General features: G+C 60.3%; 12 protein-coding genes. All 12 read left to right on the top strand.

The window, feature by feature from the left end; all coding sequences use genetic code 11:
* The first annotated feature begins 13 nt into the window (after nt 1-13).
* The 12 genes from ABLU87_RS02745 (at nt 14) to btsT (ending at nt 13,052) form a co-directional block, all read left to right on the top strand.
* On the top strand, nt 14-646 hold the full coding sequence (locus ABLU87_RS02745) for a fumarylacetoacetate hydrolase family protein (protein ID WP_014227789.1): 633 nt from the start codon (nt 14-16) through the stop codon (nt 644-646).
* Entirely contained in the window at nt 643-1,407 is a 765-nt protein-coding gene (locus ABLU87_RS02740) for a fumarylacetoacetate hydrolase family protein (protein WP_042944235.1), read from the top strand. The genes ABLU87_RS02745 and ABLU87_RS02740 overlap by 4 nt, the downstream gene beginning before the upstream one ends.
* Nucleotides 1,404-2,870: a 5-carboxymethyl-2-hydroxymuconate semialdehyde dehydrogenase gene (gene hpaE, locus ABLU87_RS02735; RefSeq protein WP_064358762.1), complete on the top strand. Its 1,467-nt coding sequence runs from the start codon at nt 1,404-1,406 to the stop codon at nt 2,868-2,870. Before ABLU87_RS02740 ends, hpaE begins: the two co-directional genes overlap by 4 nt.
* 1 nt (nt 2,871) lies before the next feature.
* Nucleotides 2,872-3,729, top strand: a complete 858-nt coding sequence (gene hpaD, locus ABLU87_RS02730; protein WP_004098307.1) for a 3,4-dihydroxyphenylacetate 2,3-dioxygenase — start codon at nt 2,872-2,874, stop codon at nt 3,727-3,729.
* 12 nt (nt 3,730-3,741) lie between these two features.
* Nucleotides 3,742-4,122 carry a 5-carboxymethyl-2-hydroxymuconate Delta-isomerase gene (locus ABLU87_RS02725; RefSeq protein WP_004098305.1) on the top strand — a complete coding sequence of 127 codons (381 nt, stop codon included), beginning with the start codon at nt 3,742-3,744 and terminating at the stop codon, nt 4,120-4,122.
* A gap of 99 nt (nt 4,123-4,221) precedes the next feature.
* On the top strand, nt 4,222-5,025 hold the full coding sequence (gene hpaH, locus ABLU87_RS02720) for a 2-oxo-hept-4-ene-1,7-dioate hydratase (RefSeq protein ID WP_122117324.1): 804 nt from the start codon (nt 4,222-4,224) through the stop codon (nt 5,023-5,025).
* Between the two features lie 10 nt (nt 5,026-5,035).
* On the top strand, nt 5,036-5,827 hold the full coding sequence (gene hpaI, locus ABLU87_RS02715; protein ID WP_122117325.1) for a 4-hydroxy-2-oxoheptanedioate aldolase: 792 nt from the start codon (nt 5,036-5,038) through the stop codon (nt 5,825-5,827).
* A 43-nt stretch (nt 5,828-5,870) separates the two neighbouring features.
* Entirely contained in the window at nt 5,871-7,247 is a 1,377-nt protein-coding gene (hpaX, locus tag ABLU87_RS02710) for a 4-hydroxyphenylacetate permease (protein WP_014227785.1), read from the top strand.
* A gap of 9 nt (nt 7,248-7,256) precedes the next feature.
* Nucleotides 7,257-8,147 carry a 4-hydroxyphenylacetate catabolism regulatory protein HpaA gene (gene hpaA / locus ABLU87_RS02705; RefSeq protein ID WP_122117326.1) on the top strand — a complete coding sequence of 297 codons (891 nt, stop codon included), beginning with the start codon at nt 7,257-7,259 and terminating at the stop codon, nt 8,145-8,147.
* A 362-nt stretch (nt 8,148-8,509) separates the two neighbouring features.
* A complete protein-coding gene (hpaB, locus tag ABLU87_RS02700) occupies nt 8,510-10,072 on the top strand; it encodes a 4-hydroxyphenylacetate 3-monooxygenase, oxygenase component (protein WP_004128599.1) in 1,563 nt (520 codons plus the stop codon).
* Between the two features lie 19 nt (nt 10,073-10,091).
* Nucleotides 10,092-10,604, top strand: coding sequence for a 4-hydroxyphenylacetate 3-monooxygenase reductase subunit (locus ABLU87_RS02695; protein WP_004098296.1), 513 nt, complete (start codon nt 10,092-10,094; stop codon nt 10,602-10,604).
* A 297-nt stretch (nt 10,605-10,901) separates the two neighbouring features.
* Nucleotides 10,902-13,052 (top strand): pyruvate/proton symporter BtsT, encoded by a 2,151-nt coding sequence (btsT, locus tag ABLU87_RS02690; protein WP_014227784.1) that lies wholly within the window; start codon nt 10,902-10,904, stop codon nt 13,050-13,052.
* Nucleotides 13,053-13,108 lie beyond the last annotated feature (56 nt).

The raw sequence follows: 13,108 nt of genomic DNA, 5'->3' as shown, positions 1-13,108 counted from the left end.
AGAGGAGTGGTCAATGAAAGGCACCATCTTCGCCGTGGCGCTTAACCACCGCAGCCAGCTCGACGCCTGGCGCGAAGCGTTCCAGCAGGCCCCGTATAAAACCCCGCCGAAGACCGCGGTCTGGTTTATCAAACCGCGCAACACCGTTATCGGCGACGGCGAGAGCATTCCCTATCCACAAGGCGAAACCGTGCAGAGCGGCGCCACCGTGGCGCTGATCGTCGGTAAAACCGCACGCAAAATCGCCGCGGAAGACGCCGCGGCTTATATTGCCGGCTACGCGCTGGCGAACGACGTCAGCCTGCCGGAAGAGAGCTTCTATCGTCCGGCCATCAAAGCCAAATGCCGCGACGGCTTCTGCCCGCTTGGCGCGCTCGCGCCGCTCAGCAACGTCGATAACCTGACCATCATCACCGAAATCAACGGTCGCGAGGCGGACAGCTGGAATACCGCCGATCTCCAGCGCTCCGCCGCCGAGCTGCTGAGCGCCCTGAGTGAATTCGCCACCCTCAATCCCGGCGATGCGATTCTGATCGGTACGCCCCACTCCCGCGTTACGCTGCGCCCCGGCGATCGCGTACGCATTCTCGCCGAGGGCTTCCCGGCGCTGGAAAACCCGGTGATTGATGAAGGAGAGCTGGCATGAGGCAAGCACGTATTGAGTGGCAGGGACAGCGGCACGATGTCCAGGTTGATGAACGCGGGCAGGTCCAGCTCGCCAACGGCAGGTTACTTCAGGAAGGCGAGTTTCGCTGGCTGCCGCCCGCCGACGGCACCCTGTTCGCGCTGGGCCTGAACTACGCCGATCACGCCAGCGAGCTGGCGTTTACGCCGCCAACCGAGCCGCTGGTGTTTATCAAAGCGCCCAACACCTTTATCGGCCATAGGCAAGAGTCGGTGCGCCCGGATAACGTCGAGTACATGCACTACGAGGCTGAACTGGTGGTGGTGATCGGCAAAACCGCGCGTAAGGTCGCCGAAGCCGACGCCATGGCGTACGTGGCCGGATACACCGTCTGCAACGACTACGCCATCCGCGACTACCTGGAAAACTACTATCGTCCCAACCTGCGGGTCAAAAGCCGCGACACCCTGACGCCGATAGGCCCGTGGATCGTCAGCAAAGAGACGATCCAGGATCCGCATAACCTGGCGCTGCGCACCTGGGTCAACGGCGAACTGCGCCAGCAGGGCACCACCGCCGATCTGATCTTCAGCATTCCGTTCCTGATCGCTTACCTCAGCGAATTTATGACCCTGCAGCCGGGCGACATGATCGCCACCGGCACGCCGAAGGGGCTGTCGGACGTGGTGCCGGGCGATGAAGTGATCGTCGAAGTGGAAGGCGTCGGCCGCCTGGTCAACCACATCATTAGCCAGCAGGCATATGAGGAGAAGCTGTCATGAAAAAAATTAACCACTGGATCAACGGCCAAAACGTCGCCGCCGCGGAATATTTCCATACCACTAACCCGGCGACCGGCGAAGTGCTGGCGGAAGTCGCCTCCGGCGGCGCCGACGAGGTGAATCAGGCGGTGGCGGCGGCGAAAGAGGCGTTCCCGAAATGGGCCAATCTGCCGATGAAAGAGCGCGCGCGTCTGATGCGCAGGCTGGGGGATCTGATCGACCAGAACGTCCCGGAGATCGCCGCCATGGAGACCGCTGATACCGGCCTGCCGATCCACCAGACCAAAAACGTGCTGATCCCGCGCGCCTCGCACAACTTCGAATTCTTCGCCGAAGTGTGCCAGCAGATGAACGGCAAGACCTACCCGGTTGACGACAAGATGCTCAACTACACCCTCGTGCAGCCGGTGGGCGTCTGCGCGCTGGTGTCGCCGTGGAACGTGCCGTTTATGACCGCCACCTGGAAGGTGGCGCCGTGCCTCGCGCTGGGCAATACCGCGGTGCTGAAGATGTCCGAGCTATCGCCGCTAACCGCCGACCGTCTTGGCGAGCTGGCGCTGGAAGCGGGTATTCCGCCGGGGGTGCTGAACGTGGTTCAGGGCTACGGCGCGACGGCGGGCGATGCTCTGGTCCGCCACCATGACGTACGCGCGGTCTCGTTCACCGGCGGTACCGCCACCGGGCGCAACATCATGAAAAACGCCGGGCTGAAAAAGTACTCCATGGAGCTGGGCGGCAAATCGCCGGTGCTGATTTTCGAAGACGCCGATATTGAGCGCGCCCTCGACGCCGCGCTGTTCACCATTTTCTCGATCAACGGCGAACGCTGCACCGCCGGCTCGCGCATCTTCATTCAGCAGAGCATCTACCCCGAGTTCATTAAACGCTTCGCCGAGCGGGCTAACCGCCTGCGCGTCGGCGACCCCACCGACCCGAATACCCAGGTGGGCGCGCTGATTAGCCAGCAGCACTGGGAGAAAGTCTCCGGCTATATCCGCCTCGGCATTGAAGAAGGAGCGACCCTGCTGGCCGGCGGCGCGGATAAGCCCGCCGATCTGCCCGCCCATCTGAGAAACGGCAACTTCCTGCGGCCAACGGTGCTGGCGGACGTCGATAACCGCATGCGCGTGGCGCAGGAAGAGATTTTTGGCCCGGTAGCCTGTCTGCTGCCGTTTAAAGACGAGGCGGAAGGTCTGCGCCTGGCCAACGACGTGGAGTACGGCCTCGCCTCTTATATCTGGACCCAGGACGTCAGCAAGGTGCTGCGCCTGGCGCGCGGCATCGAAGCCGGAATGGTGTTCGTCAACACCCAGAACGTCCGCGACCTGCGTCAGCCGTTCGGCGGCGTGAAGGCCTCCGGTACCGGCCGCGAAGGCGGCGAATACAGCTTTGAAGTGTTCGCTGAAATGAAAAACGTCTGCATCTCGATGGGCGACCATCCGATCCCAAAATGGGGAGTCTGATATGGGAAAGTTAGCGTTAGCAGCAAAAATCACTCACGTACCGTCGATGTATCTTTCTGAACTGCCGGGTAAAAACCACGGCTGCCGCCAGGGAGCCATCGATGGGCATAAAGAAATCGGCAAGCGGTGCCGCGAGCTGGGCGTGGATACCATCATCGTCTTTGATACCCACTGGCTGGTTAACAGCGCCTACCACATCAACTGTGCCGACCATTTCCAGGGCGTCTACACCAGCAACGAGCTGCCGCATTTTATTCGCGACATGACCTATGACTACGACGGTAACCCGGCGCTCGGCCACCTGATCGCCGACGAAGCGGTCAAGCTCGGGGTCCGCGCCAAAGCGCATAACATTCCAAGCCTGAAGCTGGAGTACGGCACCCTGGTACCGATGCGCTATATGAACAGCGATAAGCATTTCAAAGTGGTCTCTATCTCGGCGTTCTGTACCGTTCATGATTTTGCCGACAGCCGCAGGCTGGGCGAAGCCATTCTTAAGGCTATCGAGAAATATGACGGCACCGTGGCGGTCTTTGCCAGCGGCTCGCTGTCGCACCGTTTTATCGACGACCAGCGCGCCGAAGAGGGGATGAACAGCTATACCCGCGAGTTCGATCACCAGATGGACGAACGGGTCGTGAAGCTGTGGCGCGAAGGCAAATTCAAAGAGTTCTGCACCATGCTGCCGGAGTACGCCGACTACTGCTTCGGCGAAGGCAATATGCACGACACGGTGATGCTGCTGGGCCTGCTGGGCTGGGACAAATACGACGGCAAAGTAGAGTTTATTACCGAGCTGTTCGCCAGCTCCGGCACCGGTCAGGTCAACGCCGTCTTCCCGCTGCCGGAAACGGCGTAAGGAGCACGCAGAATGCCGCATTTTATCGCTGAATGTACCGACAACATCCGCGAGCAGGCTGATTTACCGGGCCTGTTCGGCAAAGTGAACGCCGCGCTGGCGGCCACCGGCATCTTCCCCATCGGCGGCATTCGCAGCCGCGCCATCTGGCTGGATACCTGGCAGATGGCCGACGGCCAGCACGATTACGCCTTTGTGCATATGACGCTGAAAATTGGCGCCGGACGCAGCCTGGAGAGCCGCCAGGACGTGGGCGATATGCTGTTCACGCTGATCAAAGCCCATTTCGCCGCGCTGATGGAGAGCCGCTATCTGGCGCTGTCGTTTGAGATTGATGAACTGCACCCGACGCTGAACTACAAGCAGAACAACGTGCACGCCTTGTTTAAATAGCGTGCGGCCGGTCAGGCCCTCTCCCGCCGGGAGAGGGTGAAACGACGCCGGCTTTTATTTCCGGCGCAGCAGCACCGAATGACGTAACAGGAAGCAACTATGCTCGATAAACATACCCATACCCTGATCGCCCAGCGGCTAAACCAGGCGGAAAAACAGCGTGAACAGATCCGCGCTATTTCGCTGGATCACCCGACGATCACTATCGAAGACGCCTACGCGGTACAGCGCGAATGGGTAAATATGAAAATCGCCGAAGGCCGCGTGCTGAAAGGACATAAAATCGGCCTGACCTCAAAAGCAATGCAGGCCAGTTCGCAAATCAGCGAACCGGATTACGGCGCGCTGCTGGACGATATGTTTTTCCACGACGGCGGCGATATTCCTACCGACCGCTTTATCGTCCCGCGTATCGAAGTGGAGCTGGCCTTCGTGCTGGCCAAACCGCTGCGCGGCCCCCACTGCACCCTGTTCGACGTCTACAACGCCACCGACTACGTGATCCCGGCGCTGGAGCTGATTGACGCCCGCTGCCACAACATCGACCCGGAAACCCAGCGCCCGCGCAAAGTCTTCGACACCATCTCCGATAACGCCGCCAACGCCGGGGTGATCCTCGGCGGCCGCCCGATTAAACCCGACGAGCTGGATCTGCGCTGGATCGCCGCCCTGCTCTATCGCAACGGCGTGATTGAAGAGACCGGCGTCGCCGCGGGGGTGCTGAATCACCCGGCCAACGGCGTGGCCTGGCTGGCGAACAAGCTGGCGCCGTACGACGTCCAGCTGGAAGCCGGGCAGATTATTCTCGGCGGCTCCTTTACCCGTCCGGTACCGGCGCGCAAGGGCGACACCTTCCACGCCGACTACGGCAACATGGGCGCGATTAGCTGCCGCTTTGTCTAGGAGAAACATGATGCATAACGCCTTTAAAGACGCCTTAAAAGCGGGTCGTCCGCAGATTGGCCTGTGGCTGGGGCTGACCAGCAGCTACAGCGCCGAGCTGCTGGCCGGGGCCGGGTTCGACTGGCTGCTGATCGATGGCGAGCACGCGCCAAACAGCGTGCAGACGATACTGACCCAGCTACAGGCGATCGCCCCCTACCCCAGCCAGCCGGTGGTGCGGCCGTCGTGGAACGACCCGGTGCAGATTAAACAGCTGCTGGATATCGGCGCGCAAACCCTGCTGGTGCCGATGGTGCAGAACGCCGACGAAGCGCGGCTGGCGGTGAAAGCCACCCGCTACCCGCCGGCGGGCATTCGCGGCGTCGGCAGCGCGCTGGCCCGCGCCTCGCGCTGGAACCGCGTCCCGGATTATCTCCATCAGGCCAACGACGCGATATGCGTGCTGGTGCAGATCGAAACCCGCGAAGCGCTCAACAATCTGCCGCAGATCCTCGATGTCGAGGGCGTGGACGGCGTGTTTATTGGCCCGGCGGATCTGAGCGCCGATATGGGCTTCAGCGGCAACCCGCAGCATCCGGAAGTGCAGGCCGCCATTGAGCACGCCATCAGGCAAATTCGCGCGGCGGGCAAAGCGCCGGGGATCCTGATGGCCAGCGAGCCGCTGGCGAAGCGCTACCTGGAACTCGGCGCGCTGTTTGTCGCCGTCGGCGTCGATACCACCCTGCTGGCCCGCGGCGCGGAAGCGCTGGCGGCGCGATTTGGCGAGGAAAAAACCGCCCAAGGTTCGTCAGGCGTCTATTAATACCCGCAGTACCCTACAAAATTCCCATTAGAGGAAAATGATAATGAGCGATACATCATCTGCCATCCCGGAAAAGTTCGATCCGGCTAATCAGCACAAGCAGCTGACGGCGCAGCAGCAGTCGGTTATCAACAAGCTCTTTCGCCGCCTGATCGTCTTTTTGTTCGTGCTGTTTATCTTTTCGTTTTTAGATCGCATCAATATCGGTTTTGCCGGGCTGACCATGGGGCAGGATCTGGGCCTTAACGCCACCATGTTCGGTCTTGCCACCACCCTGTTTTACGCCACCTACGTGATATTCGGCATTCCCAGCAACGTGATGCTCAGCATCGTTGGCGCTCGCCGCTGGATCGCCACCATCATGGTGCTGTGGGGCATCGCCTCCACCGCCACCATGTTCGCGACCGGACCGAACAGTCTTTATATCCTGCGGATGCTGGTAGGCATCACCGAGGCCGGTTTTCTGCCCGGCATTCTGCTCTATCTGACCTACTGGTTCCCGGCCTTTTTCCGCGCCCGCGCCAACGCGCTGTTTATGATCGCGATGCCGGTGACCACCGCGCTGGGGTCGATCGTCTCCGGCTATATCCTGTCGATGGACGGCCTGCTGAATCTGCACGGCTGGCAGTGGCTGTTCCTGCTGGAAGGCTTCCCGTCGGTGCTGCTCGGTATTATGGTCTGGTTCTGGCTTGATGATTCGCCGTCGAAGGCCAAATGGCTGACCGCGGACGATAAAAAATGCCTGCAGGAGATGATGGATAACGACCGCCTGACGCTGGTCCAGCCGGAAGGGGCGATCAGCCATCACGCCATGCAGCAGCGCAGCCTGTGGCGGGAAGTGTTCACGCCGATCGTGCTGATGTACACCCTGGCCTACTTCTGCCTGACCAATACGCTCAGCGCGATCAGCATCTGGACGCCGCAGATCCTCAAAAGCTTTAACGAAAGCAGCAGCAATATCACCATCGGCCTGCTGGCGGCGATCCCACAGATTTGTACCATTCTGGGGATGATCTACTGGAGCCGCCACTCCGATAAACATCAGGAGCGTAAGCACCACACCGCCCTGCCGTTCCTGTTCGCCGCCGCGGGCTGGCTGCTGGCGTCGGCCACCGATCACAACCTGATCCAGCTGCTCGGGATCGTGATGGCCTCCACCGGATCGTTTAGCGCAATGGCCATTTTCTGGACCACGCCGGATCAGTCGATCAGCCTGCGCGCCAGAGCGATCGGTATCGCGGTGATCAACGCGACGGGTAATATCGGATCGGCGCTCAGCCCCTTTATGATCGGCTGGCTGAAGGATATTACCGGCAGCTTCAGCAGCGGCCTGTGGTTCGTCGCCGCCCTGCTGGTCATCGGCGCGATGATTATCTGGGTGATTCCGATGAAAGGAACGCGTCCGCGCGCGACGCCGTAAGGAGCCGCCATGTGCCAGAGCCCGATAGCCAATATCGATATTAATAAAGAGTACGATGAGAGCCTGGGGACGGAAGATGTACATTATCAATCGTTTGCCAGGATGGCGGAGTTCTTTGGCCGCGATATGCAGGCGCACCGTCACGACCAGTATTTTCAGATGCACTTTCTCGATACCGGGCAGATTGAGCTGCAGCTCGACGATCATCGCTATTCGGTGCAGGCGCCGCTGTTTGTCCTGACACCGCCCTCGGTGCCGCACGCTTTTATCACCGAGTCCGATAGCGACGGTCACGTGCTGACGGTGCGCGAGGATTTGGTCTGGCCGCTGCTGGAGGTGCTCTATCCCGGCACGCGGGAGGCTTTCGGTCTGCCGGGCATCTGCCTGTCGCTGGCCGACAGGCCCGAGGAGCTGGCGGCGCTGGCGCACTACTGGCGGCTGATTGAACGGGAATCGACGTCGCAGCTGCCGGGGCGGGAACATACCCTGACGCTGCTGGCGCAGGCGGTGTTCACCCTGCTGCTGCGCAACGCGAAGCTTGACGATCACGCGGCCAGCGGGATACGCGGCGAGCTCAAGCTGTTCCAGCGGTTTAACCAGCTGATCGACGGCCACTACCATCAGCACTGGACGGTGCCGGATTACGCCAGCGAGCTGCATCTGACCGAATCCCGGTTAACCGATATCTGCCGCCGCTTCGCCAACCGGCCGCCCAAACGGCTGATTTTCGACAGGCAGCTGCGCGAAGCCAAGAGGCTACTGCTCTTTTCCGACAGCGCGGTCAACGAGATAGCCTGGCTGCTGGGCTTTAAGGATCCGGCCTATTTTGCCCGCTTTTTTAACCGCTTAGTCGGCTGCTCGCCGAGCGCGTTCAGAACGCAAAAAGTACCGGTATCATAAGACCTTACCGGGGACGGCGCGGCGAGTTCGCAGCCGTCTGAGAGGCGGTAGCCCGGGCAAAGCGCGTCAAGCGCCGCCCCCGGGAGCAGAGCGCAGAGTCGCTGAATTTCCCGGAGGCGATGCTGCGCATCTGTCCGGGCTACAAATTCAAAACCCGCCCTGGCTTGTCGTCGGTTCACCGGGGAGCCAGGCCGGAAAATAGAAAAACCAACCCCCGATCACATAACCCAACCCCGCCTGAAAAGTACCGACCGTTGACCTAAAAGTCTCTTCACGAAAGCCGCGTTAACCGCTTCAATTGAACAACAAAAACAAAACATAAATTTAACATCGCATTCCGATTAATACTGAAGAGGTCACCTATGAAACCTGAAAATTTCCGTGCCGACGCTAAACGCCCGTTAACCGGTGAAGAGTACCTGAAGAGCCTGCAGGACGGCCGCGAAATCTATATCTACGGCGAACGCGTTAAGGACGTGACCACCCACCCGGCGTTCCGCAACGCCGCCGCCTCCGTCGCCCAGATGTACGACGCGCTGCATAAACCCGAGCTGCAGGATACCCTGTGCTGGGGCACCGATACCGGCAGCGGCGGCTATACCCACAAGTTCTTCCGCGTCGCGAAAAGCGCCGACGATCTGCGCCAGCAGCGCGACGCCATCGCTGAATGGTCGCGCCTGAGCTACGGCTGGATGGGACGTACACCGGACTACAAAGCCGCATTCGGCTGCGCGCTCGGCGCAAACCCGGCGTTTTATGGCCAGTTTGAACAAAACGCCCGTAACTGGTACACCCGCATCCAGGAAACCGGCCTCTACTTTAACCACGCCATCGTCAATCCGCCGATCGACCGCCATAAGCCGGCCGACGAAGTGAAAGACGTCTATATCAAGCTGGAGAAAGAGACCGATGCCGGGATCATCGTCAGCGGCGCAAAAGTGGTGGCCACCAACTCGGCGCTCACCCACTACAATATGATTGGCTTCGGCTCGGCGCAGGTGATGGGCGAAAACCCGGACTTCGCGCTGATGTTCGTCGCGCCGATGGACGCCGAAGGGGTCAAGCTTATCTCCCGCGCCTCCTATGAGCTGGTCGCCGGAGCAACCGGATCGCCCTACGATTATCCGCTCTCCAGCCGCTTCGACGAAAACGATGCGATCCTGGTGATGGATAATGTGCTGATCCCATGGGAAAACGTGCTGATCTATCGCGACTTCGATCGCTGCCGCCGCTGGACGATGGAGGGCGGCTTCGCCCGCATGTATCCGCTGCAGGCCTGCGTGCGTCTGGCCGTGAAGCTCGACTTTATCACCGCCCTGCTCAAGCGCTCGCTGGAGTGCACCGGCACCCTGGAGTTCCGCGGCGTGCAGGCGGATCTCGGCGAAGTGGTGGCCTGGCGCAATATGTTCTGGGCGCTGAGCGATTCGATGTGCGCCGAAGCCACGCCGTGGGTTAACGGCGCGTATCTGCCGGATCACGCCGCGCTGCAAACCTATCGCGTGATGGCGCCGATGGCCTACGCCAAAATCAAAAATATTATTGAGCGCAACGTCACCAGCGGCCTGATCTATCTGCCGTCCAGCGCCCGCGATCTCAATAATCCGCAGATCAACGAATACCTGGCGAAATACGTGCGCGGATCGAACGGCATGGATCACGTCGAGCGCATCAAGATCCTCAAACTGATGTGGGACGCCATCGGCAGCGAGTTTGGCGGCCGTCATGAACTGTACGAAATCAACTACTCCGGTAGCCAGGATGAGATTCGCCTGCAGTGCCTGCGTCAGGCGCAGAGCTCCGGCAACATGGACAAAATGATGGCGATGGTGGATCGCTGCCTGTCCGAGTACGACCAGAACGGCTGGACGGTGCCGCATCTGCACAACAATACCGATATCAACATGCTGGATAAGCTGCTGAAGTAACCGGCAGCGGGAGGTCACAATGCAATTAGATGAACAACGTCTGCGTTTTCGCGATGCCATGGCCAGTCTGTCGGCCGCCGTTAACGTCATCACCACCGAAGGCGAGGCGGGCCGCTGCGGTATCACCGCCACCGCGGTCTGTTCGGTGACCGATACGCCGCCGTCGGTAATGGTCTGCATCAACGCTAACAGCGCGATGAATCCGGTGTTCCAGGGCAACGGCAAGCTGTGCATCAACGTGCTGAACCACGAGCAAGAGGAGATGGCCCGCCACTTCGCCGGCATGACCGGGATGACGATGGACGACCGTTTCGGCCTCAGCGGCTGGCAAAAAGGCGCGCTGGGCCAGCCGGTGCTGAAAGGCGCGCTGGCGAGCCTTGAGGGCGAGATTAGCCAGGTGCAGACCATCGGTAGCCACCTGGTCTATCTGGTGGAAATCAGGAACATTACCCTGAGCCAGCAGGGCCACGGGCTGATCTACTTTAAGCGCCGCTTCCATCCGGTGATGATGGAGATGGACGTCGTGGCGTAGTTTTGCCTTCCCCTCTCTCGCGGGAGAGGGGATTACCTCGCTTCCCACCATCGTCACGGCGGGAATATTCCTGTGATCTCAATCACATATTTACGGACACCCGTTCTTATCCCCAACCGCTTACCCTCGCAAGTGACCGCTTAACCCCGGATATAACCACTCACAGATTTACCCAACTTTACGCGCGCGACGTTCTGGCAAGATGGTCCCCAGCATAGCTAATCAATGCCTCCTCAAACACTAACTAAACCCAGACGGCTTCGGCCCATTATTCATCTTATTAAGCCAGGTTTTACTATGGATACTAAAAAGTTATTCAAGCACATACCCTGGGTGATTCTTGGAATCATCGGGGCATTTTGCCTCTCGGTCGTCGCTCTGCGCCGCGGCGAGCACGTCAGTGCGCTGTGGATCGTGGTGGCCTCGGTTTCCGTCTACCTCGTCGCCTACCGTTATTACAGCCTGTACATTGCGCAAAAGGTCATGAAGCTCGACCCTACGCGCTCCACGCCTGCGGTGATTAATAACGATGGCCTGAACTACGTTCCGACCAACCGCTACGTGCTGTTCGGCCACCACTTTGCCGCGATTGCCGGCGCCGGTCCGCTGGTGGGCCCGGTGCTCGCCGCGCAGATGGGCTACCTGCCGGGTACCCTGTGGCTGCTGGCGGGCGTCGTGCTGGCAGGGGCGGTGCAGGACTTTATGGTGCTGTTCATCTCCTCGCGCCGTAACGGTGCCTCGCTGGGGGAAATGATCAAGCAGGAGATGGGTCCGGTGCCGGGTTCCATCGCGCTGTTCGGCTGCTTCCTGATAATGATCATCATCCTTGCGGTGCTGGCGTTAATCGTGGTGAAAGCGCTGGCGGAAAGCCCGTGGGGCGTCTTCACCGTCTGCTCGACCGTGCCGATCGCCCTGTTTATGGGGATCTACATGCGCTTCCTGCGCCCGGGCCGCGTAGGCGAAGTATCGGTGATTGGTATCGTCCTGCTGGTAGCGTCGATTTACTTCGGCGGCGTGATTGCCCACGACCCGTACTGGGGCCCGGCGCTGACCTTTAAAGACACCACCATTACCTTTACCCTGATTGGCTACGCGTTTATCTCGGCGCTGCTGCCGGTCTGGCTGATTCTGGCGCCGCGCGACTACCTGGCGACCTTCCTGAAAATTGGCGTTATCGTCGGCCTGGCGCTGGGCATTGTTATCCTCAACCCGGACCTGAAAATGCCGGCGGTGACCCAGTACATTGACGGTACCGGTCCGCTGTGGAAAGGCGCGCTGTTCCCGTTCCTGTTTATCACTATCGCCTGCGGCGCGGTCTCCGGCTTCCACGCCCTGATCGCCTCCGGCACCACGCCGAAGCTGCTGGCTAACGAAACCGACGCCCGCTTTATCGGCTACGGCGCAATGCTGATGGAGTCCTTCGTGGCGGTGATGGCGCTGGTAGCGGCCTCAATTATCGAACCGGGCCTCTACTTCGCGATGAACACCCCGCCGGCGGGTCTGGGCATCACCATGCCGAACCTGCACGAAATGGGCGGTGAGAACGCCGCGCTGATTGCCGCGCAGCTGAGGGATGTCACCGCACACGCGGCGGCGACCGTCAGCTCCTGGGGCTTCGTGATCTCACCTGAGCAAATCCTGCAAACCGCGAAAGATATCGGCGAACCGTCGGTACTGAACCGCGCGGGCGGCGCGCCGACGCTGGCCGTGGGTATCGCTCACGTGTTCCACAAAATCATCCCGATGGCGGATATGGGCTTCTGGTACCACTTCGGTATTCTGTTTGAAGCGCTGTTTATCCTTACCGCGCTGGATGCCGGTACCCGTGCAGGCCGCTTTATGCTGCAGGATCTGCTGGGCAACTTCGTGCCGTTCCTCAAGAAAACCGACTCGCTGGTGGCCGGTGTTATCGGTACCGCGGGCTGCGTCGGCCTGTGGGGCTACCTGCTGTATCAGGGCGTGGTCGACCCGCTGGGCGGCGTGAAGAGCCTGTGGCCGCTGTTCGGTATCTCTAACCAGATGCTGGCCGCCGTGGCGCTGGTGCTCGGCACCGTGGTGCTGGTCAAAATGCAGCGCACCAAATATATCTGGGTCACCGTGATCCCGGCCGCATGGCTGCTGCTGTGCACCACCTGGGCGCTGGGCCTGAAACTGTTCAGCACCAATCCGCAGATGGAAGGCTTCTTCTTCATGGCGCAGCAGTATAAAGAGAAGATCGCCGCCGGCGGCGAACTGACCGCGCAGCAGATTGCCAACATGAACCATATCGTGGTGAACAACTACACCAACGCGGGTCTGAGCATTCTGTTCCTGGTGGTGGTCTACAGCATCATCTTCTACGGCATCAAAACCTGGCTCAACGTGCGCAACAATAAAGTGCGTACCGACAAAGAGACCCCGTACGTGCCGGTACCGGAAGGCGGCGTGAAGACCTCTTCGCATCACTAAACCTTAATGCCGGATGGCGCTACGCTTATCCGGTCTACACAAACGAATGTTTGTAG

The organism is Klebsiella sp. CB_Kp196 (genome assembly GCF_040061575.1).
Lineage (GTDB): Bacteria > Pseudomonadota > Gammaproteobacteria > Enterobacterales > Enterobacteriaceae > Klebsiella > Klebsiella michiganensis.
The sequence above is the reverse complement of the archived record's forward strand: the minus strand, read 5'-3'. Positions and strand labels throughout refer to the sequence as shown.